We start from the raw sequence: 19,646 nt of genomic DNA on the forward strand, positions 1-19,646 counted from the left end.
TGGGCTTCGGAAGAAATAGTAAGTACGCTTATTACTTGCTGCTTCGGGAAGGCTTAACGCGCCAGGACCTGCCGGATCCCGAACTCCCCCACCGAGAACATCCGCGGATTGTCGTCGGAGTTGCTGAGCATGGCAGTGGACAGGACGAGGGCCCAGCCACGGGCGCGCATCCAGGTGTCCCGGTCCACCGAGGTGGCAAAGGCGCCGATGAAGCGCTGGCGGGCGCCGGCGTCGAACATCAACCATCCCGCCGCAAGATCGACGGCGGGATCCCCGGCCCCCACGTCGCCGAAATCGATCACACCGGCCATGGATCCGTCGGCCGCCAGCAGAATGTTGGCCGGATGCAGGTCCCCGTGGAGCATCATCGCCGGACCGTCCCATACGGGAACCGCGCAGGCCTGCGCCCATACCGCCCTCAGCCCCGCCGACTGCGGGTAGCGCTCCCGGTCCCCGAGCCTTTCCCGCACCACCGCGTCTCGGTCAACCAGCGGCACTCCCCGGACAGGATTCACCGGAACCCCGGGGGCGGCGGGCACATGCAGCGACTTGAGAAAGGCGGCCAGGCCATCAACGGCCGGCGCACGGTCGGCCGGTCCGGCGTCGACTGCCTCTGCACCGGGAACCCACCGGACGATGCTCCACGGCCAGGGAAAGTCCGACGTCGGCCGGCCGGCATGGACGGGCACGGGAACCGCGACCGGGGACCGGCTGGCGATGCCGGGAAGATACTGCTGCTCGTGCAGGATCAGCGGCACGGCCTCGTCCCGGCGGGGCAGCCGGACCGCGAGATCATCACCAAGCCGGAAGGTCGCGTTGTCCCAGCCATTCGCTACCCGCACCAGGGAACGGCCGGCAAGGTCGGGCCGCTGGTCCCGGATGAGGGCATGGACGACGGCGGCGCTCACCTCGATGGTGGCCTGCGGCATCCGTGCCATCCAGTCTCCCGCCTTTCCTGCGCTAGTAGACACTGCCCTCCAGCAGTTCAGCGAGCCGGGCTGCAGCGCGGCGCAGTTCTGGCACCCCCGCCTTCAGCCCCTCTTCGGTGGCGGCGTCAACGGGGCTCGTCAGGGCAATGGATTCGCTGGGCAGGCCCGCCCTGTTGATGGCGACCGCCACTGAGAGGACTCCGGTGGCGCGCTCGTCGGACGAGTAGGCGTAGTCCGTCCCGGGCTCGGGCAGGCGGGCCTTGAGTTCGGCCAGGCTGAAGGTGGGACTTTCGTGTCCGGCCGCCACAGCCGCCTGCACCACTTTCTGGAGATCTTCGTCCGACGCGCCGGCCAGCAGGACCTTGCCGGCAGCACCGACCGTCAGCGGAAGCCGCTTACCCAGGGGCATGTCGTACCGGAGCGGGGCGTTGCCGTCGACGCGGACCACCAGGATGCGCTCGATACCCAGGCGGGTGTAGAGGGACGCGGTCATTCCGGTCTGCGCCGCCACCTGCTGCAGCACGGGACGGGACGCCGTCACCAGGGGGTCGTTCTCGATGTAGCTGCGCGCCGCGGGCAGCACGGCCGGCCCAATCCGGTAGGTCTTGTCCGTTTGGCTGACCATGCCGAAATCCTGCAGCACGCGCAGGATGCGCAGCGTGGTGGGCAGGCTCATGCCGCAGTTCCGCGCCAGATCGCTGAGCCGCTGGGGGCGGTCCGCCCGCTGCAGTTCCGCGAACACCTCCAACGCCCGTGACAGCGAGCGCATGTTGGAGGGCTTGCCGCCGTCGTCCGCTGCAGTGCCGGACTGCGCATTGGTGACCGTCATTCTTTCATTCTATGTAAGTTCTGGTCCCCACCTACCCGCTTGACAGCACCTGTGGGCCGTGTCACTATTTCTTCTGACGTAAGACACTTTCATTCTATGAAAGCAATCGGAAGGCATTTTGATGACAACGGAGTCGACCATGACCCAGTCCCCCGCCCGGGCGAGGCCAGCGCGCAGCGTCCTGGCCGGAGTCGCCGCCTTCGGGGCGCTGGGCGCCTACGTACTTGTCAGCTCAGTGGGCCTCGGCCTCTGGACCTCGCTGGGTCCCGGCCCCGGGCTGTTCCCGTTCGCAATGGGCGCGGTGCTCGCCTCGATGTCAGTCCTGTGGCTGCTTCAGGAGCTCAGGCGCCCCAGCGCGGCAGGTGAAAAGGCCGACGGCGGACTGGTGCTCGCCGTCGTCGTCAGCCTTGTGCTGCTGGCAGCGTTGCTGGACCTGCTCGGCTTCCAGCTGAGCATGTTCCTCTTCCTGATGTACCACCTGAAGATCCGGGGGAAGCGGGGCTGGCTGTCCGCCCTGCTCACCGCCCTGGCCGGAAGCGTCGGAGCTTTCTACGCCTTCAACTACGGACTGAACGTGGCCCTGCCTGTCTCATCTATTCCCGTCCTGAACCTGATCGGACTCTAGACATGGACACCCTCAATGAACTGCTGAACGGCTTCGCGGCCGCCCTGACCTGGCAGAACCTCATCTTCGCGTTCCTGGGCTGCCTCCTGGGCACCGTGATCGGCGTTCTGCCGGGCATCGGCCCGGTGGCCGGCGTCGCCCTGCTCATCCCGCTCACGCTGAACATGGACCCCACCGGCTCAATCATCATGCTGTGCGCCATCTTCTACGGCACGGCCTACGGGGGAACCATCACCAGCGTGCTGCTGAACACCCCTGGTGAGGCGGCGTCGGCCATCACCACCATTGACGGCCATGCGATGACATTGATGGGCAAGGCCGGAGCGGCCCTCACCATCGCCGCCATCGGCTCCTTCGTCGGCGGCACCATTGCCACCCTCGGACTCGTCGCCGCCGCCAAACCGCTGGGCGAGCTCGGCCTGCTCGTCGGTCCCCCGGAGTTCTTCGCCCTCATGGTCGTCGGCATCTCCCTGCTCGTGGCGCTGGCCGGCAAATCCATGGTCAAGGCCCTGATCTCCGGAGCCCTGGGCCTGCTGATCTCCATGGTCGGCATCGACCCCGTCGCCGGCGCACCCCGCTTCACGTTCGGCATGGACCGGCTCCTGGACGGAGTGAGCTTCGTGGCCGTCATCGTCGGTGTCTTCGGCCTGTCCGAGATCCTCTCCTACCGCAAGGGCGAGTCGACCGTGGTGCACGCCCCCGGCTTCCGTTCGCTGCTGCCCACCGGCAAGGAATGGCGCCGCAGCGCACCGTCCATGGCCCGCGGAACCGGCATCGGCTTCGGGCTCGGCCTGATCCCCGGCATGACCGGATCGGTCGCATCCCTGCTCTCCTACGGCGCCGAGAAGAAGTTCTCCAAGCACCGGAACGAGCTGGGCAAGGGCGCCGTCGAAGGTGTCGCCGGGCCGGAAACGGCCAACAACGCCCACGCCAACGCCGCGCTCATCCCGCTGTTCACCCTCGGCATCCCTGCTTCCCCGACCATCGCCGTCCTGATGGGGGCCTTCCTTCAGCAGGGTCTGACGCCGGGACCGACGCTGTTCACCGAGCACTCCGAGATTGCCTGGGCCATCATTGCCAGTCTCTTCATCGGCAACCTCCTGCTGGTGCTGCTGAACGTCCCCCTGGTCGGTCTGTGGACCTCGATCCTGCGGGTCCCGGCTCCGATCCTGACCGCGCTGATCCTGCTCTTCATGGTCATTGGCGCCTACACCATCAACTTCAGCGTCTTCGACGTCTTCGTGATGATCGGTTTCGGCCTGCTGGGCCTGGCCCTTCGGCACCTGGAGATCCCACTGGCCCCCATGGTCCTCACCCTGGTCCTGGGTCCGCTGATGGAACGGTCGCTGCGTGAATCACTGGAAATTTCCCAGGGCGACTTCAGCATCTTCCTCAACCGGCCGATCTCCCTGGTCCTGATCATCCTCGGCGTCCTGATCATCTGCAGCCCGCTACTGAAGCTCCGCAAGCCCAAGGCCCTGATGGACGACCCCGAAGCCTAAGCCCGCCCGCACTCCCCTCAATAAACAATCAACCTCTTCGAAGGAGAAGAACTTGTCACGCACCAAAATCACCGCGGCCATCGCTGCTGCTGCCCTGCTCGCCCTCACCGGATGCGGCGCCAACGCCGGCGCAACATCCGCCGCCGGCGACGACTTCCCCAAGAAGGGCAAGTCCATCGACCTCATCGTCGCATTCTCCTCCGGCGGGGCAGTGGACACCGCGGCCCGCCTGGTCCAGCCCGTCCTGGAGAAGGAACTCGGCACCAACGTTGAGGTCATCAACAAGCCCGGCGCCGGCGGCCAGATCGGCTACACCCAACTGACCAGCGCCAAGCCAGACGGCTACACCATCGGCGCCACCGGCTCCCCGTCCGTCGTCGTATCCCCGCTGGACCCCAGCCGCGGCGCAAAATACACGCGCGACAGCTTCCAGCCACTCGGCCGCCAGGTCATTGACCCGGCCGTCATCGCCGTCCAGCCGGACAGTCCGTACAAGACACTGAAGGAACTGCTCGACGCCGCCAAGGCCAACCCCAAGTCCCTCACCGCTAGCACCACCGGCCTGCAGACCGGCGAACACTTCGCGCTGGCCCAGATCCAGGAAACCACCGGCGCCGAATTCGCACCGGTCCACTTCTCCGAAGGGGCCTCCCAGGCCACCACGGCATTCCTCGGCAAGCACGTCGACATCCTGGTGGCCAACGTCAGCGACGTCACCGACCTGACCAAGCAGAACAAGGCCCGCGTCCTGGGCATCATGACCGCCGAGCGGTCCCCGTCCCTGCCGGACGTTCCCACGTTCAAGGAAAGCGGTTACGACGTCGAAGCCGGAACCGCCCGCGGTTACTCCGCCCCCGCCGGCCTTCCGGACGCCGTCGCCAAGAAGCTCGAGGCCGCCCTCCAGAAGGCCATCGAGGACCCGGAGGTCGTCAAGAAGATGAACGACCTCGGCCTGCAGACCAGCTACCTCTCCGGCAAGGACTACCAGACGTTCTGGGCAGCACAGGAAGCGGACTTCAAGAAGGTCCTGCCCCTGGTCCAGAAGAAGGACTAGTTCAAAAGAAGGACTAGTTCAGAAGACGGACTAACCCTCCCACATCCGGCTCAGAGACCGCCCGCCCCAGTTCAAACCGACACCACCAGGGAAGACACCGCCATGACCACCCCCGCCCTTCAGGACACCTCCTTCACCCGACCGGACCAGGAACTAATCAACCGTCTGGCCAAGCTGCCCGCTGCCAACATCGGAGACGCGGTGGACCGGCTCGGTGTGGCAGATTCCGCGATTCAGGCGGTCTGGCCGGGCGCGAAAATCGCCGGTCCCGCTTTCACCGTTTGGACCCGCCCCGGGGACAACCAGGGCATCCACGAAGCGCTGAAGCTGGCGCAGCCGGGGGACGTCATCGTTGTGGCGGGTGGCGGCGACGAGTCCCGTGCCCTCCTCGGTGAGCTGATTGGCGAGCGCGCCATCAACCTCGGCATCGCCGGCTTCGCCCTTGACGGTGCGGCACGCGATGCCGAGGCCCTCGGTGAGATCGGCATGCCGGTCTTCGCCCGGGCGGTCACCCCGGCGGGTCCGTACAAGAACGGGCCGCACCGGCTCGGCGGTCCCATCGCCTTTGGCGGCGTCCCCGTCCTGCCCGGCGACATCATCATCGGTGACTCCGACGGCGTCGTGGTCATCCCCAGCGAGCAGGCCTCAGCCGTGGCGGAAGCCGCCGAGGCTGTATTCGCCGACGAAACCAACCGGCGGGCATCCATCATCGCCTCCCGCGGCGAGTAAGTAAGGAACAGTTTCATGACCAAGTGCACCATCATCGGCCTGGGCGAAGCAGGTGCGGCCTACGCCTCCGCGCTGGCAGCAGCAGGCCACCAGGTCACCGGCTTTGACCCCGTGGCCCCGAACACCCCGGCCGGAATAACGCGGGCAGCCACCGCCGCCGAAGCCTGCCGGGGCGCGGACATCGTCCTGGTGCTCACCGGCGCCGCAGCTGCCCGCAGCGTGGCCAAGGACTGCCTGCCAGTGCTCCCGGCCGGCAGCACCTACGCGGACTTCACGTCGTCGTCCCCGGCGGTGATGGAGGAACTCGGCCAGCAGGCCGGCCAGGTTCAGTTCGCCGACGTCGCGATCCTTGGGCCCGTCGCCGCCCTCGGCGCCAAAACCCCGCTCATGGTCAGCGGTCCCGGATCCGCCGCGGTGGTGCAGCTGCTGGCGCCGCTGGGTGTCGACGTCGAAACCGCCGACGGCGGTCCGGGGGCGGCCATGTCCCATAAGCTGCTGCGCAGCGTCCTCATGAAGGGCCTGGCTTCGGTGGTTGTCGAAGCGGTCACCGCCGGCCGGGCAGCCGGGCTTGAAAGCTGGATCCGCGAGCAGATCGCCCGGCAGCTCGCCGGCGACGGCCAGGCCGTCATCGACAGGTTCCTCACCGGAACGTCAAAGCACGCCGTGCGCAGGTCGCGGGAAATGCAGGACACCGCTGACTACCTTGCCGAGCTCGGCGTCCCCGCGGAAATGACGGAAGCCTCAGCGGCCGCCCTGGCGCGGATCGCGGCAGCACCAGCACCGGAGGCGGCCCTGCGCTGACCGCGCATGAGGCAGAATCAATGAACAGGGAATCAACGATGAACCCGGAAGCAACCGAACACCCCGAAGGAGCAGCCCGATGATCGGCATCTGGGCACTGGGAGCCTACCTGGCGGTCATCCTGCTCTGGACAACTGTCATCAAACGCAGCGTCGGCGAAGCGATGCTCCTCGGGTTCCTCGTTGTCCTTCCATTCACCGGGGCCGCCGGCCAGGTCGGCTGGAACGCCTTTTACGACGCCATTACCGATGAGATCGTCTATGCCACCATGGCGTTCGTCTTCATGGGTTACCTGCTGGAGCGGACCGGCGTACTGGACCGGCTGATCGACCTGCTGAATTCCCTGATCGGCGGGGTCAAAGGCGGCCCGGCCTGGGTCTCCACGGTCGCGTCGGCAGGCCTGGGCGGCGTGGTCCACAACCAGGCCGCGATCGCCGCGACCGTGGGATCGGTGACCATCCCGTGGATGGAAAGGTCCCGCCTCGACAAGCCGTCCGCGGCAACGCTCGTGGCAGGCAACGCAGGCATGGGCATCACCTTCCCGTTCAGCGCCTCGATGTTCGTCCTCGTGGGATCCTCCACCGTCGGCCCGCTGCTAAAGGTCAATGACCTCGTCCTTCCCCTGCTGCTCGGCGGGCTCTGGTGCTTCCTGCACCGCCTGATTGTCACCTACGTGCTGATCCGCAGGAGCGACATGGCGCCCCTCGATGCGGCGCACCGGACACCCGTCCGCCGGGCCTTCGCCCAGGGCTGGGCCACCATGATCCTGTTCGTCGTGGTGGCCGTCCCGCTGATCCTCACCTCCGGCGCCATCGCCGCGGCCCTTTCCGACTGGACGGGCTCGGACGTGGCCAAGTCCGTCAGCGTCATCGTCTGGATCCCCGTGGTCCTGATCATCACGGGCCTCATCCTGGGACGGAAGCGGCTGCCGCGGGGCCGGAAGGCCTACTGGGACTTCCTGCAGCAGTCCGCGCCGCGCTTCGGCGTCGTCGGCGTCACCGTGGTCTTCGCGTTTGCCGGCGCCAACGCCCTGGCCGCCACCGGCCTGCCGAAGCAGATGACGGCACTGCTGACCCAGTTCAACCTGCCGCTGTGGCTGTTGGCCATCCTGATCGGACTGATTGTCATCGCCGTGGCTGCGCCCCTGTCCGCGACGGCGACCATGGCCGCCGTCGGAACCGTGGGTGTTGCCACGCTGGTGGCGGCCGGCGTTCCGGCAACCACCGCGGCAGTCGCGGTGCTGGTCTTTTCCTCCTGTGAAGCGGCTGTCCCGCCCGGCGGCGCTCCGCTTTACGTCGCGTGCGGCATCGCCGACGTAGACCCGTACAAAACGTTTGCCCGCCTGTTCGTCCTCTACGCCCTGCCGCTGCTGGCCATCGGCGTGCTGATCGCCGTCGGCGTCCTGCCGATCTAAGGAAGCGTGGAAATGCAGAAGTTACGTAACACCATCAACACCATCTTCGTGATCAGCCTCGCGGTACTCCTCATCGCCGGAATAGTTTTCGTGGCCGGGCAGGCCCTCGCCCTGATCACCGGGCAGGGTGACTGGCTGGCGGTCCTCAACGAGGCCGTCAAGGGCCCGGCGTGCATCAGCGCGTCCGTCTGTGCCATCGCCGGATTCCTGCTCAGCTACAAGGCCCCCGCGCAACAGAACAACCCGCAGCAGGAAGCCCGCACACCATGACGTCCACGGAATCCGGCACAACCTACCCCTCCTACGAGGCACTCCTGGAACGGGAAGGGCAGCTTTCGGGCACCTCCTGGGGCCTGTTTCCCGACGCCGGGCGCGGCACCCCGTCCTTCATCCAGCCCGGTTCCGTCCGGGATGCCGCCAACTGCGTCAGGACCGGCACCGTTTTCGGCCTCGACTACCCCGCCGACGCCTTCGACCCCGGGATGTCCCTGAAGCGGCGGGCTCCCCGGCACACGATCTACTCGGCACACCCCGCCCACCGCGACGACTTCCTCGACGGGTACTACCTGCAGGGCTCCAGCCAGATCGACGGCCTCCGGCACCGCAGGGCGGACGACGTCGGCTTCTACAACGCCACGCCCGACGACGACATCCGGGAAGGAACAGCGGCCCTCGGCATCCAGGTATGGGCGGAGCAGCCCATCGTCGGCCGGGGCGTACTGGTGGACGTCGACGGATATTGCCGGGACCAGGGCAGGCCCATCGACCATGCGGCCGGGCAGCCTCTTGGCCTGAACCTGATCCGGGCCGCAGCCGAGGCCCAGTCCCTGGCTCTCCGGACCGGGGACATCCTCATGATTCACACAGGGTGGTGCGAGTGGTTCCTCGCGCTCCCCGCCGGGGAAAAGGAGAGCCAGCGCGACAGCCGCCGGGCCAGCGGCATCGAACAATCGGCCGAGTTCGTCGCCTGGGCCTGGGACACCCGGCTCGCCGTCATCGGAGCGGACAACTTCGCCGTCGAATGCCTGCCGCCCGTCCCGTCGAGCCCCTTCCGGGCCACGGCACCCAACGACCACGGCATGATGCACCAGCAGTTCCTCGCCAAGCTCGGCCTACCGCTGGGCGAACTCTGGCAGCTCGGACCGCTCAGCCGGCACATGAAAGCCACCGGCAGCTGGGACGCGCTCGTCACCATCAAACCGCTGAACATTACGGGAGCCACCGGTTCCCCGGCCAACGCGACGGCGGTAACCTAACGCACTTTTGCGCGCCTGTGGCGGTACCAGAGGGACATCCACAGGAATTCGGCTGCCGCATCCAGCAGGTACATCTTGCTGAGGGTGCCGTTCCCGACGTAGATCAGATCGGCGGCAGCAAGCGTTGCTGCTGTGCCAATGCCGAGCTGCCTGGCGTGCCCGGCGCCCTCGGGGCTGCTGCCGGCCCGAAGCTGGGCCAGTCCGTTGGTCAGGAGAAGACCGCCTACCGTCCGGACCAGCCATTTGTCGGTCTTCGGCCCGAAGACAGCCTCAAAGCTGGGCATATGAACAAGCGGCCAAAGGCCGTTCACCACCAGAAACGCCCCCTGCAGGCGTCCAATCGCAACAGCAGACATCGAAGCTCCTTCGAATGATCAGGCCGGCAAGTCCTTAATCCTGCCGGGTATCCCGTACCTTGACCGGGCGCTGGACTAACACCTGCGGCGCCGCCAAGACCTGATACCAGCGACGGCGATCCCGACGGCAAGGAGCCACGGACCCGCCACGACAACAGGGTCCAGTGCCTGATGGGGCAGGTCCGCGCGTTTCTTGCCGAACCGTGAACGGATGCCGTGGCTGCTGAATTCACTGAGCATCCCGGTTTCGGTGACCGGGTTGTCCGGGCGGAGCGTGGCCAGCGAGCGAAGATGGTGTTCCCAGGCATCCACCCGGTCGGCCGCGAGCAGGATCAGCCAGTGCGCGGCACGCCCTTCGCTGTACTTATAGGCAGCCCTGCGCATCGCACCGGAGACGCCCCGCAGCGGGGTGGACGTGCCGAACACCGGGGTGAGCTGCTCGTGCTCGATAGAGCGTTCCCGCGGCCATTTTTCAGGCTGTCGGTCGGGGAAGTGCCAGTGGGCCCCGGTTTCGAGGCCGGGCTGCTCCCGCGGGACGGCGGGACGGTCCTTGGGGTCCAGGTCGGCACCCCATCCTGGGATGCGGGCCCGGAGTTCCTCGCTGGTGGCCTTCGGCTTTGGCCTGTCCGCAGTGTAAGGCACGGTTGCGCTCCTGTTCAGCCGGCAGTGGGTACAACGAGCGGTTTGATGATGTTGTCGAGCTTCGCGGAGAACATGTGGTAACCGTCGGCGATGTGTTCGAGCGGGATCCGGTGCGTCACGATGTCACTCGGTTTCAGATAGCCGTTGCGGATGTGGTCGAAGAGCCGGGGCCACTGGCGTTTGACCGGGCACTGGTTCATCCGGAGGGTCAGACCTTTGTTCACCGCATCGCCAAACTTCACTGCACTGAACATCGGCCCGTATGCCCCCATCACGGAAACCGTGCCGCCCTTGCGGACAGAATCGATTGCCCAGTTCAGCGCCACCGGCGAGCCTCCCTGCAGCTTGAGCTGGGAAGAAGCGACGTGCTGCGTGAGGTTCCCGTCCGCTTCCGCACCCACTGCATCGATCACCACGTCAGCGCCCAGATAATCGGTGATCTTCTTCATGTGCAGGACGATGTCGTCATACTCCGTGAAGTTGTACGTTTCGGCATCCGCGAATGACCGCGCTTTCTCCAGCCGGTACTCAAGGTGGTCGATGACGATGACCCGGCCGGCGCCCATCAGCCAGGAGGACTTCGCCGCGAACAGGCCCACGGGCCCCGCCCCGAACACCGCAACGGTGTCGCCCTCGCCGATGTCACCCAGCTGCGCACCGAAGTAACCGGTAGCCAGGGCATCGGTGCACAGGACTGCATCCTCCTCGTCCATCCAGTCCGGTATGCGTGCCGGGCCCACGTCGGCGAAGGGGACGCGGACAAACTCGGCCTGGCCGCCGTCGTACCCGCCACAGGTGTGGGAATAACCGTAGATGCCGCCCACCGCCGTCGCATTCGGGTTTACGTTGTGGCAGTTCGAATAGAGGCCCCGGGAGCAGAAGTAGCAGGAGCCGCAGAAGATGTTGAACGGCACCATCACCCTGTCCCCGGGCTTCAGATTCTGCACGGAGGACCCCACCTGGTGCACGGTGCCCACGAATTCGTGGCCAAAAGTCATGCCCACGCGGGTGTCGGGCATCATCCCGTGGTACAGATGCAGGTCGGACCCGCAGATGGCCGCCAGGGAAACGCGCACAATGGCGTCATTCGGATGCTCAATCCGGGGAATGTCTTTTTCCTCAACCCGGACCTTGTAGGGTCCGCGGTACACCATCGCCTTCATCACAACCACCTGCAAGCTGGCCAATAAAAGAATCCGAAGGTGCCCAGCGTTCCACTATTGGCCGCCAACGGTCAAGGATTTCAGGCAACACCGGAAGAGGCGCCAAAACCGGATTACCGCACCGAATGCCTCAGCCGGGCGGGGACGGGGCAGCCTCAACTTGTAACGCAGCTCACATTCCCCTATCGTAGTCGGGGGCCACAGCGTGGTGGCCCTTTCTAAATTGGGGAGACAACTTAGTGAATGAGAAGCTGCGGGTGCTGGTCAGCGTTGACCTTGATGGCGCCAAGGCCCAGGTCAAGACGCAGGGTCATGTGACTGTCCAGAGCATTCAGGGCCTGTACGACGTCATGAAGCGCGCGGACTCCCTGGTCCCAGGGCTGGCGCTGGAACTGGACATGACCCTTGCCAGTGTGGAACCCCAGGCGATGGAGGAGCTCCGCGGCTGCGCCCGCTCCCACCACCTTCCGCTGCAGGTCGATCCGCTCCAGCGCGACTACCGGTTCAGCATCCTGGCACCGGCGCTGGTAGCTCTCCCGGTCGCCGCACCTGTGCTGGCAGCCGCCTGATCTCAAATCCCGGCGGCCCAGTCGTCGTCGTAAGCGCGGCCGCGGAAGTGGGCCCGGAGGTACTCCCCCACAACAGCGGCCCCAAGGTCCCCAGTTTCGGGTGCCACCACCCGGCCGTCGATCCGGCGGGCCAGTCGCCCGACGAAGCGTTCAAGTCCCGGGTCATCGCCGAGCCGGAAGAACGTGGCCTGCGTGCCGGCACGCGCCAGCCGGTCCAGCTCCGCGACGGTGACGCGGATCGTCTCCGGATCCGGCGGCCAGCAGAACCACGATTCGCCGTCGGCCAGCAGATGGGCGGTGGGCTCGCCGTCGGTCACCACGAGCAGGACGGGCTGCATCGACGGGTGCTGGCGGAAGAAGCGGCCAGCCAGCAGCAGGCCGTGGTGCAGGTTGGTTCCCTGCTCCCGCAGGGCCGGCAGGGCTGTGAGCTCGCCGATATCCATCGACTGGGCATAGCGGCCGAACGTGACCAGCTGCAGCCGGTCCCCGCGGAACCGAGTTGAGACAAGGTGGTGCAGGGCGAGCGCCGTGCGTTTCATGGGCACCCACCGTCCTTCGGCCGACATGGAAAAGGATACGTCGGCAAGGAGGACGACGGCGGCCTGGGTCCGGGCCTCCGTCTCCGTCACCTCGATGTCGCCGACGGCGAGGTGCAGTCCCCGGCCCGGATCACCGCCGTCGGCCATGGTGCGCCGGATCGCGTTGGTCATGGTGCGGGTGACGTCCCACGGCTCGGCGTCGCCGAACTCCCACTGCCGGCTGGAGCCCGTCTGCTCGCCGGCGGCCCCGGCGACGCGCGTATCCCGCCCGCCCTGCCGGCCGGACAATTGCTTGGCGGTGTCCCGCAGCAGCGATTTCCCGAGCCGCCGCATGGCCTGGGGTGACAGCCTGAGGTCACCGTCGGCCCCGCGCCGCAGGTAGCCGCCGTCCTGCATCGCCCGCTCGATCTCCGCGAGGGTGCGGGCGGTCACCGCGGCGTTCTGCCCGAGCTGGCGGGCCAGGGCATCCAGGTCCAGGTCGTCGAGGGTGGACCCGTTGTAGTGCTGGGAGAGCTGTTCGGACAGTTCGTCGAGCTCGGCGATGTCCTGCAGCACGCCGGTGCCGTCGCCCAAGCCAAGCCCTTCCTGGCCCCCGAAACGCTCGGAGCCGCTCCAGTCCTCGCCGGGGCGCAGCGCGCGCAGGCTGTTGTCGAGCTGATTGAGCTGGGCCATGAGTTCGGCCGAGCCGAACGCCTGGGCGGACAGCCGCATCAGCTCTTCGCGCTGCTCGGGGGACATCGATTGCAGCAGCCGCTGGGCTGCGGCCGCGCGCTTGGCGAGGGCGTCAACCAGTTCCTCGACGGACTGCGGATTCTCCGGGAAGTAGTCACCGTGCTTGGCCATGAACTCCCGGAAATCCGCGTCGGTGTCCTCGCCGCGGCGGTGCTTACCGAGCAGTTCGTTGAGGTCGCGCAGCATCTCGCTCACGGCTTCGCGATCCTCATCCGTGGCGTTCTCGAGCGCCTGCTTCATGCCGGCGAACCGCTGGTCAAGGACTTCACGGCCCAGCAGGTCCTTGATCCTGTCGTAGGCTTCCCGGGCGCTGCTCGACTGCCAGTCGTAGGAGGCCAGTTCGTTGACCGCCGCCGCCGTGGACTGGGGCAGGTTCTGCAGCTGCATCTCCCGGAAGGCGCGCTCGGTGTTGTCCATCATGGCGTCGCGGGCGAGTTGCTTTCGCTCCTCCAGTACCGCCGTGTCGAGCAGCTTCTTGACCTCGTTGAGGGTCCCGTCCAGCCGGTGGCGGCCCAGCAGTTCACTCCGCCGCTGCTGGACGCGCCGGGCCAGGTTGTCGAGCCCTTCGCGGTCCCGGCCGCCGCGCCGCAGGAACTCCTGCAGGGCGTGCCGGGGAGAATACCCTGCCATGACGTCCTCGGCGATCGCGTCAAGCGCCTCTGCCAGATCGACCGGCGGGGCAAGCGGGTCCGGGCCTCCGGCGTACCGGCCGTACCTGGACCGGTTGTGAAGGGTCATGGTGCCTCCTGTACCGAGCAGAAACTGTACCTAGCCGTACACCGTTTCCTCGTCGTCGGACTCCTTGGAGATCCGCCGGGCGAGGTAGAGGCCCTCCAGCGCAAGTTCGACGGCGGCGGCCCGTTGTCCGTCGTTTTTCGCGCCCAGGCGCTCACCGATTTTGTCGTAGAGGCTTGATCCGTTGAGGGACGGAAGGTTCTCGAGGAATTCCCGCGCTGTGACCTGGTCCCCAGTGGTCACCGTGGTGTGGCCGTCGAGGGCGGCCACGAGCGGGCCCATGTCGAGGCCCTGGAAGTGCGCCCGGACGGCTTCGGCCGTGGCCGTGCGCAGCAGGTGGTCCAGGACGCCCTGTTCGCGCCCTTCCTCACCGGATTCAAACTCGATCTTCCCCGTGAGGACCTCCACCGCGGTCTCCAGGTCGATGATGCGCGCCACGGCCTCGTCCTCTCCGCGCACGCTGGCCCTGCGCAGGGCAGCCGCGGCGACGGTTTCGGCACCCGCGATGGCGAACCGTGCGGAAACCCCCGAGGTCTGGTTGATGGCCGGGGACTGCCGCAGCGCCCGGGTGTAGCGGGCCAGGATCTCGAGGATGACGGGCGGGACGTCGGCCACCAGCTTCCCCTCCTGGCGAATGACGGAAACCTCGTCGTCCAGCTCGATCGGGTAGTGAGTGCGGATCTCGGCGCCGAAGCGGTCCTTCAGGGGAGTGATGATCCGGCCGCGGTTGGTGTAGTCCTCCGGGTTGGCGGAGGCGACGACGAGCACGTCAAGCGGCAGCCGTAGCACGTAGCCGCGGATCTGGATGTCGCGTTCCTCCATCACATTGAGCATCGACACCTGGATCCGCTCGGCGAGGTCAGGCAGCTCGTTGATGGCGATGATTCCGCGGTTGGAGCGCGGGACGAGGCCGTAGTGGATGGTTTCAGGATCCCCGAGACGGCGGCCCTCAGCCACCCGCATCGGGTCGACGTCGCCGATGAGATCTGCCACGGAGGTGTCCGGCGTCGCGAGCTTTTCGACATACCGTTCCGAGCGGTGGCGCCAAGCCACCCGCATCCTGTCCCCTTCGGTGGAGGCACGGGCGCGGGACTGCTCCGTGATCGGTTCGTACGGGTGCTCGTTCAGCTCCGATTCCTCGATCACCGGCGACCATTCATCCAGCAGCCCGGCCAGGGTGCGGAGCAGCCGCGTCTTGCCCTGCCCGCGTTCGCCGAGCAGGACGACGTCGTGGCCGGCGATCAGGGCACGCTCGAGCTGCGGCAGGACGGTCCGGCTGAACCCGTACAACCCGGGCCACGGATCGCGCCCGGCGGCGAGCGCGGCGAGCAGGTTGTCGCGGATTTCGTGGCGCAGGTCCTTGTGGACGTGGCCGGCTGCACGCAGTTCGCCAACGGTGAAGATATCGGGACGATCACTCACCCCTCTACCGTAGTCCTCGACTGTGCGGGGAATCGAGCAATTTCCTCCGATTTCTGCGGCGGCGAACGCTACCGCTCCGCGTCTCCCCCTTCCCTCGCAAGCTCGGGCGGGGCCCCTGACGCTACGCTTAGTGCTGATGACTGCAGCAACGCCGACGGCGCCGTCCGCGCCGCCGTCGAAACCGGAGAGCACGCTTCTCCTTTTGGTGCGCCACGGGGAGACGCCCACCACGGGCAAGGTGCTGCCGGGGCGGGCGCCTGGACTACACCTGTCCGAGCGGGGCCGGGCCCAGGCCGAACGGGTCGCAGAACGGCTAGCCGGCCTGCCGGTCGACGCCGTCTATTCCTCGCCGCTGGAGCGAACCTGCGAGACAGCCGAGCCCACCGCAGCCGGCACAGGACTTGAGGTGCGCGAGGAAGCCGGCCTGATCGAATGCGACTTCGGCGAGTGGACCGGCGCTGCACTCACCGAACTGGCCGGCCTGCCGGAGTGGCAGACCGTACAGCACAGCCCGTCCGCCTTTCGTTTCCCGAACGGCGAGAGCTTCACCCAGATGCAGACTCGGATAGTCGGATCCCTTGAGGTACTGCGTGCAGCGCACGCAGGGGGCATCGTGGTGTGCTTCTCCCATGCCGACCCCATCAAGGCGGCCGTCGCCCACGCCTTGGGCACGCCCCTGGACCTTTTCCAGAGAATTGTCATCAGCCCGGGGTCGGTCTCGGCCATCTCCTATTCGGACGGTCAGGCACCCGCCGTGCTCATGGTGAATTCGACGTCGGAACCGCTGAGCGGGCTGCGGGCGTGAAGGTCAGGGTGCCGTGACATGGGCAGAGGGTGACATGGGACCGCCGGTGTCCGGACGGGAGCTGACCCTCCTTGCCGAGGGCCAGGTCGAGCTGCTCGGACGCATCCCGCGCAGCAGCAACGAGACGTTCCTGGTGGAGGTCTCCTCCGGGGACGACTCCTCTTATGCGGTGTACAAGCCGGAGGCCGGAGAACGGCCGCTGTCCGATTTCGAGCCCGGGCTGTACCGGCGGGAACGCGCGGCGTACCTGCTCAGCGAGTCCCTTGGCTGGGGAATCGTGCCGCCGACGGTGATCCGCGAGGAGGCGCCGTTGGGGATCGGTTCGCTGCAGTGGTTCATCGACTGCGATTTCAGCGAGCATTACTTCACCCTGTATGCCGACGTCCCGGAAACGCACCGCGACCTGGCGCGGATCGCCCTGTTCGATTACGTCGCCAACAACACGGACCGCAAAAGCGGGCACGTGCTGCGCGGTGACGACGGGCGGGTGTGGGGCATCGACCACGGGCTGTGCTTCTCGGCCATCTTCAAACTGCGCACCGTGATCTGGGATTTCGCGGGTGACCCTATCCCCGAAGCACTGCTCGACGACATCGCCCCGCTCGCCGATGCCGTGCCCGCCGACGTGGCCGAGCTCCTGGACGGCTCGGAGGTCACGGCCCTGCAGCGGCGGGTGCGGCGCCTGCTGCACGAACCGGTGCTGCCGGTGGACCGCACCGGCATGCGGTACCCGTGGCCCCTGGTGTAGCCGGGCCCTAAGCGCGAACGAACACTTGGGCCCCGGGTATTGGGGCCACAAGTGTCCGTTCGTTGCGCTTAAGGGAAGCGGACGCCGTATCTGTGCCGGTCGGCTGTCAGTACACTTGGACGCATGACCGAGCAGGAACCAGCCCCGGTCGAGGACGCCGAGGCTCCGACTCTGACTGATCCGGACGCCGTCGATACGTCCTTGCGCAGTCCCGAACAGCGGTCCCGCACCTTCGCCGGAATCCTGGTGAATACCGCGCTGGCCAATGTCACCACCAGCTATCTCTGGTTCGCGCTGACGTTCTGGGTGTACCTCGGGACGCGCAATGTGATCGCCACCGGCGTGGTCGGCGGCGCATACATGCTGTTGATCGCCCTTTCCAGCATCAGCTTCGGTACCTTCGTGGACCGCTACCGCAAGCTGGCCGTGATGCGCTTTGCTGCCGGATTCACCCTGGTGATGTTCGTGCTGTCCGGGGTCATGTTCCTCCTGACGCCCGCCGACCGGATCCTGGACCTGGCCCAGCCCTGGTTCTGGATCTTTACGCTGATCATCCTGGTCGGTGTAGTGGTGGAAAACATGCGCAACATCGCACTGTCCACCACGGTCACCATCCTCATCGAGCCGGACCGGAGGGCCAACGCCAACGGGCTCGTGGGAATGGTGCAGGGACTGATGTTCATCGTCACCTCGCTGCTCTCCGGGCTGTCCGTCGGGCTGCTGGGCATGGGGTGGACGATCGTCGTCGCCCTGGTGCTCACCGCCGTGGCGTTCGCGCACCTGCTCACCCTGCGCATGCCAGAGGAAGTGCGCGCGGCCGCCACCGATGCGCAAGGGGGATTCGATCTGCGCGGTTCACTCGCTGCCGTGCTTGCCATCGCCGGACTGTTCGCGCTCATCCTGTTTTCCACGTTCAACAACTTCATCGGCGGCGTCTACATGGCGCTGATGGATCCGTACGGACTGGAGATGTTCTCCGTGGAGATGTGGGGGGCCGTCTTCGCTCTCGGCTCCACCGGGTTCATCGTGGGCGGGGCACTGATCGGCAAATTCGGGCTCGGTGCCAACCCGCTGCGCACCCTGCTCATCGCCGTGGCTGTGATGGGGCTCCTCGGTGCGGTGTTCACGCTGCGGGAGTGGGCCTGGCTGTATGTCGCGGGCATCTGGCTGTACCTCGTCCTGATACCGTTCGTGGAGGCCGCCGAGCAGACGGTCATCCAGCAGGTGGTGCCCCTCCCCCGCCAGGGCCGCGTATTCGGATTCGCCATGGCCTTCGAATCCGCCGCGGCGCCGGTCACCGCATTCCTCATCGCCCCGATTGCCCAGTTCTGGATCATCCCATACGCACGGTCCGCCGAGGGCGCCGCCCAGCTGGCCCCGCTCCTGGGCGAGGGCACCTCCCGCGGCATCGCCCTGGTCTTCCTGGCGGCAGGAATCGTCATGATCGCGGCCGCGTTGGCGGCTTTTCTGACCCCTGTCTACCGCAGGGTTTCGGCCTCATATGCGCGGGCCGCTGCTGACCCCGAAGCGGGATGACCTTCCGGGCCTCCGCGGCGGTCATAAACCGCGAGGCCTAGGTCCGCGGCGTTGATGCAGGGCTACCGGTACCAGCCCACGGCGCGGTCGTAGTTGCACTCCAGCGCGCCCGTACCTGGGTCAGTGCCTCCTCCGGCCGGGAAGTAAATGGCGCCAAAGTTGGCGCCATCCGCTTCGATCCGTCCCCTGGGCCCAGATCTGGGCCGCTTCCAGGTCGGTTTCGGGGATGGATTCGCGCGTGGTGCGGCCCGTCTGGTGATGGATGTCCAACTGGTACTGCCCGGGCTGGGACGTCCCGGGATGATTGCCGGGGTCCTGCTCGTCCCGTCGGCTTATGAGCACCTGGGCGGCAGCATGGAGAGTGGACTGTTTGCTCGGTGCGTTGCCTTGCTGCTGCTGTTTGATTCGGAGGCCCGATGCCGCGCTTTCAACGGTGTCCTCTGGCGTGACGAGGTAGTTTGAGCCGCTGACGTCAGCTTCTGAGCCCCCGACACTTTTCAGATGCTGCTCGAATTGATCGGAGCTGGCTTGGATGGGGTTCATGCACCCTCCTTGAGGGTATTCGCGGCGATTGCCGACAGGTCCCACCCTAGACCTATCTCACCGCTTTCGGGTCGTGTGCAGCCCGTTATCTGCTGCGCGGCCCTACATCAGGTTATGCGCAGCGCGGTGCCCGAGGCGCGTCAACGATGGCCAGCTGGCCGGTTTCGGGGACACCCGGAAACTGCACCTGCGGAGGCTCAACAGCGTCCGCCGGCGACTCCTGCTGGGAGCGCATGCGAAGAAGCGCGACCGCGGAAATGAGGAACCAAGCGACGTTCGTGACCACGGACGGCCATGCTTCGTGGAATGCCCCATTGACAATGAAGGCACACGAACCGAGGAGATTCGCGGTCTGGAATCCCTTGCCGGCCTTGAGCCAACCCATGGACACGGCCAGGTACGCACTGAGAATCGCAACCGCGCCGGCCCAACCGGAGATTTCCCACAGCAGTTCCATGATGTCCTTTCAGGGTTGATGCCCGGCCGCCATTCGCTGGGCGGAGTGAAGATGACGGGCGATATGTTTTGTTTTGGAAGAGGCGTCGTTGCCGGAGCGAACAGGCATCGCTGGAGCGGCGCATGCTCAGCCGTCCGGGCGGGGATCTCCTTCGCTGGACGGTCCGGCCTGTATCCCTTGTCCCTACTTTTACTGCAATTATGGGGACGGGATAGCTTTAGATCAATTGCATTCCACTGAAGACATGGTTTAGAACTACT

General features: G+C 66.6%; 21 protein-coding genes. 12 read left to right on the forward strand and 9 right to left on the reverse strand.

Features of this window, described 5'->3' with window-relative positions; translation table 11 throughout:
• Nucleotides 1–53 precede the first annotated feature (53 nt).
• Both QF036_RS22330 and QF036_RS22335 read right to left on the reverse strand, forming a co-directional pair.
• The gene (locus QF036_RS22330) at nt 54–938 is read right to left on the reverse strand and encodes an aminoglycoside phosphotransferase family protein (protein ID WP_307105347.1); all 885 of its coding nucleotides are present in this window, start codon (nt 936–938) and stop codon (nt 54–56) included.
• Between the two features lie 22 nt (nt 939–960).
• Nucleotides 961–1,758, reverse strand: a complete 798-nt coding sequence (locus tag QF036_RS22335; protein WP_307105348.1) for an IclR family transcriptional regulator — start codon at nt 1,756–1,758, stop codon at nt 961–963.
• Between the two features lie 121 nt (nt 1,759–1,879).
• Between QF036_RS22335 and QF036_RS22340 the strand changes: the two genes are divergently transcribed.
• From QF036_RS22340 to QF036_RS22375, 8 genes are all read left to right on the forward strand, one after another.
• Nucleotides 1,880–2,383 (forward strand): tripartite tricarboxylate transporter TctB family protein, encoded by a 504-nt coding sequence (locus QF036_RS22340; RefSeq protein WP_373460222.1) that lies wholly within the window; start codon nt 1,880–1,882, stop codon nt 2,381–2,383.
• A 2-nt stretch (nt 2,384–2,385) separates the two neighbouring features.
• Nucleotides 2,386–3,885 (forward strand): tripartite tricarboxylate transporter permease, encoded by a 1,500-nt coding sequence (locus QF036_RS22345; RefSeq protein WP_307105350.1) that lies wholly within the window; start codon nt 2,386–2,388, stop codon nt 3,883–3,885.
• 52 nt (nt 3,886–3,937) lie between these two features.
• A complete protein-coding gene (locus QF036_RS22350; protein WP_307105351.1) occupies nt 3,938–4,939 on the forward strand; it encodes a tripartite tricarboxylate transporter substrate binding protein in 1,002 nt (333 codons plus the stop codon).
• A gap of 102 nt (nt 4,940–5,041) precedes the next feature.
• Nucleotides 5,042–5,668: an RraA family protein gene (locus tag QF036_RS22355; protein WP_307105352.1), complete on the forward strand. Its 627-nt coding sequence runs from the start codon at nt 5,042–5,044 to the stop codon at nt 5,666–5,668.
• 15 nt (nt 5,669–5,683) lie between these two features.
• On the forward strand, nt 5,684–6,469 hold the full coding sequence (locus QF036_RS22360; RefSeq protein ID WP_307105353.1) for an NAD(P)-dependent oxidoreductase: 786 nt from the start codon (nt 5,684–5,686) through the stop codon (nt 6,467–6,469).
• 79 nt (nt 6,470–6,548) lie between these two features.
• On the forward strand, nt 6,549–7,883 hold the full coding sequence (locus QF036_RS22365) for a TRAP transporter large permease subunit (protein ID WP_307105354.1): 1,335 nt from the start codon (nt 6,549–6,551) through the stop codon (nt 7,881–7,883).
• A gap of 12 nt (nt 7,884–7,895) precedes the next feature.
• A complete protein-coding gene (locus QF036_RS22370; RefSeq protein ID WP_307105355.1) occupies nt 7,896–8,153 on the forward strand; it encodes a hypothetical protein in 258 nt (85 codons plus the stop codon).
• Nucleotides 8,150–9,139, forward strand: a complete 990-nt coding sequence (locus tag QF036_RS22375) for a cyclase family protein (RefSeq protein WP_307105356.1) — start codon at nt 8,150–8,152, stop codon at nt 9,137–9,139. The genes QF036_RS22370 and QF036_RS22375 overlap by 4 nt, the downstream gene beginning before the upstream one ends.
• On the opposite strand, the gene QF036_RS22380 is transcribed toward QF036_RS22375, so the two are convergent.
• The 3 genes from QF036_RS22380 to QF036_RS22390 form a co-directional block, all read right to left on the reverse strand.
• A complete protein-coding gene (locus QF036_RS22380; protein ID WP_307105357.1) occupies nt 9,136–9,495 on the reverse strand; it encodes a hypothetical protein in 360 nt (119 codons plus the stop codon). The two genes, QF036_RS22375 and QF036_RS22380, sit on opposite strands and share 4 nt — an antisense overlap.
• A gap of 75 nt (nt 9,496–9,570) precedes the next feature.
• The gene (locus QF036_RS22385) at nt 9,571–10,137 is read right to left on the reverse strand and encodes a hypothetical protein (RefSeq protein ID WP_307105358.1); all 567 of its coding nucleotides are present in this window, start codon (nt 10,135–10,137) and stop codon (nt 9,571–9,573) included.
• Nucleotides 10,138–10,151: 14 nt separating this feature from the next.
• Nucleotides 10,152–11,300 (reverse strand): zinc-dependent alcohol dehydrogenase, encoded by a 1,149-nt coding sequence (locus QF036_RS22390; protein ID WP_307106066.1) that lies wholly within the window; start codon nt 11,298–11,300, stop codon nt 10,152–10,154.
• 239 nt (nt 11,301–11,539) lie between these two features.
• On the opposite strand from QF036_RS22390, the gene QF036_RS22395 reads away from it, so the two are divergent.
• Nucleotides 11,540–11,869 (forward strand): hypothetical protein, encoded by a 330-nt coding sequence (locus QF036_RS22395; RefSeq protein ID WP_307105359.1) that lies wholly within the window; start codon nt 11,540–11,542, stop codon nt 11,867–11,869.
• Nucleotides 11,870–11,871: 2 nt separating this feature from the next.
• Here QF036_RS22395 and QF036_RS22400 read toward each other — a convergent pair whose 3' ends face one another.
• Both QF036_RS22400 and QF036_RS22405 read right to left on the reverse strand, forming a co-directional pair.
• Nucleotides 11,872–13,878 carry a vWA domain-containing protein gene (locus tag QF036_RS22400; RefSeq protein ID WP_307105360.1) on the reverse strand — a complete coding sequence of 669 codons (2,007 nt, stop codon included), beginning with the start codon at nt 13,876–13,878 and terminating at the stop codon, nt 11,872–11,874.
• Between the two features lie 30 nt (nt 13,879–13,908).
• A complete protein-coding gene (locus QF036_RS22405) occupies nt 13,909–15,297 on the reverse strand; it encodes a sigma 54-interacting transcriptional regulator (RefSeq protein WP_307105361.1) in 1,389 nt (462 codons plus the stop codon).
• A gap of 136 nt (nt 15,298–15,433) precedes the next feature.
• On the opposite strand from QF036_RS22405, the gene QF036_RS22410 reads away from it, so the two are divergent.
• The 3 genes from QF036_RS22410 to QF036_RS22420 all read left to right on the forward strand — a co-directional run bounded on the left by QF036_RS22410 (nt 15,434) and on the right by QF036_RS22420 (nt 18,386).
• Nucleotides 15,434–16,102, forward strand: coding sequence for an MSMEG_4193 family putative phosphomutase (locus QF036_RS22410; protein WP_307105362.1), 669 nt, complete (start codon nt 15,434–15,436; stop codon nt 16,100–16,102).
• Between the two features lie 46 nt (nt 16,103–16,148).
• Nucleotides 16,149–16,850 carry an SCO1664 family protein gene (locus QF036_RS22415; protein WP_307106067.1) on the forward strand — a complete coding sequence of 234 codons (702 nt, stop codon included), beginning with the start codon at nt 16,149–16,151 and terminating at the stop codon, nt 16,848–16,850.
• A 123-nt stretch (nt 16,851–16,973) separates the two neighbouring features.
• Nucleotides 16,974–18,386, forward strand: coding sequence for an MFS transporter (locus QF036_RS22420; RefSeq protein ID WP_307105363.1), 1,413 nt, complete (start codon nt 16,974–16,976; stop codon nt 18,384–18,386).
• Between the two features lie 120 nt (nt 18,387–18,506).
• On the opposite strand, the gene QF036_RS22425 is transcribed toward QF036_RS22420, so the two are convergent.
• Together QF036_RS22425 and QF036_RS22430 are read right to left on the reverse strand one after the other, a co-directional pair.
• The gene (locus tag QF036_RS22425) at nt 18,507–18,929 is read right to left on the reverse strand and encodes a hypothetical protein (RefSeq protein WP_307105364.1); all 423 of its coding nucleotides are present in this window, start codon (nt 18,927–18,929) and stop codon (nt 18,507–18,509) included.
• Between the two features lie 112 nt (nt 18,930–19,041).
• A complete protein-coding gene (locus QF036_RS22430) occupies nt 19,042–19,386 on the reverse strand; it encodes a CBU_0592 family membrane protein (RefSeq protein WP_307105365.1) in 345 nt (114 codons plus the stop codon).
• Between the last annotated feature and the right edge of the window lie 260 nt (nt 19,387–19,646).

Origin of the sequence: Arthrobacter globiformis (assembly GCF_030817195.1) — a bacterium.
Taxonomy (GTDB): domain Bacteria; phylum Actinomycetota; class Actinomycetes; order Actinomycetales; family Micrococcaceae; genus Arthrobacter; species Arthrobacter globiformis_D.

Excerpts from the sequence above, each read along its gene's own strand:
- QF036_RS22380 (WP_307105357.1), bottom strand. The coding sequence starts at position 9,495 with ATGTCTGCTGTTGCGATTGGACGCCTGCAGGGGGCGTTTCTGGTGGTG.
- QF036_RS22400 (WP_307105360.1), bottom strand. The coding sequence starts at position 13,878 with ATGACCCTTCACAACCGGTCCAGGTACGGCCGGTACGCCGGAGGCCCG.
- QF036_RS22370 (WP_307105355.1), top strand. The coding sequence starts at position 7,896 with ATGCAGAAGTTACGTAACACCATCAACACCATCTTCGTGATCAGCCTC.
- QF036_RS22345 (WP_307105350.1), top strand. The coding sequence starts at position 2,386 with ATGGACACCCTCAATGAACTGCTGAACGGCTTCGCGGCCGCCCTGACC.
- QF036_RS22340 (WP_373460222.1), top strand. The coding sequence starts at position 1,880 with ATGACAACGGAGTCGACCATGACCCAGTCCCCCGCCCGGGCGAGGCCA.
- QF036_RS22430 (WP_307105365.1), bottom strand. The coding sequence starts at position 19,386 with ATGGAACTGCTGTGGGAAATCTCCGGTTGGGCCGGCGCGGTTGCGATT.
- QF036_RS22390 (WP_307106066.1), bottom strand. The coding sequence starts at position 11,300 with ATGAAGGCGATGGTGTACCGCGGACCCTACAAGGTCCGGGTTGAGGAA.
- QF036_RS22335 (WP_307105348.1), bottom strand. The coding sequence starts at position 1,758 with ATGACGGTCACCAATGCGCAGTCCGGCACTGCAGCGGACGACGGCGGC.
- QF036_RS22410 (WP_307105362.1), top strand. The coding sequence starts at position 15,434 with ATGACTGCAGCAACGCCGACGGCGCCGTCCGCGCCGCCGTCGAAACCG.
- QF036_RS22425 (WP_307105364.1), bottom strand. The coding sequence starts at position 18,929 with ATGAACCCCATCCAAGCCAGCTCCGATCAATTCGAGCAGCATCTGAAA.
- QF036_RS22355 (WP_307105352.1), top strand. The coding sequence starts at position 5,042 with ATGACCACCCCCGCCCTTCAGGACACCTCCTTCACCCGACCGGACCAG.
- QF036_RS22420 (WP_307105363.1), top strand. The coding sequence starts at position 16,974 with ATGACCGAGCAGGAACCAGCCCCGGTCGAGGACGCCGAGGCTCCGACT.
- QF036_RS22365 (WP_307105354.1), top strand. The coding sequence starts at position 6,549 with ATGATCGGCATCTGGGCACTGGGAGCCTACCTGGCGGTCATCCTGCTC.
- QF036_RS22375 (WP_307105356.1), top strand. The coding sequence starts at position 8,150 with ATGACGTCCACGGAATCCGGCACAACCTACCCCTCCTACGAGGCACTC.
- QF036_RS22330 (WP_307105347.1), bottom strand. The coding sequence starts at position 938 with ATGGCACGGATGCCGCAGGCCACCATCGAGGTGAGCGCCGCCGTCGTC.
- QF036_RS22360 (WP_307105353.1), top strand. The coding sequence starts at position 5,684 with ATGACCAAGTGCACCATCATCGGCCTGGGCGAAGCAGGTGCGGCCTAC.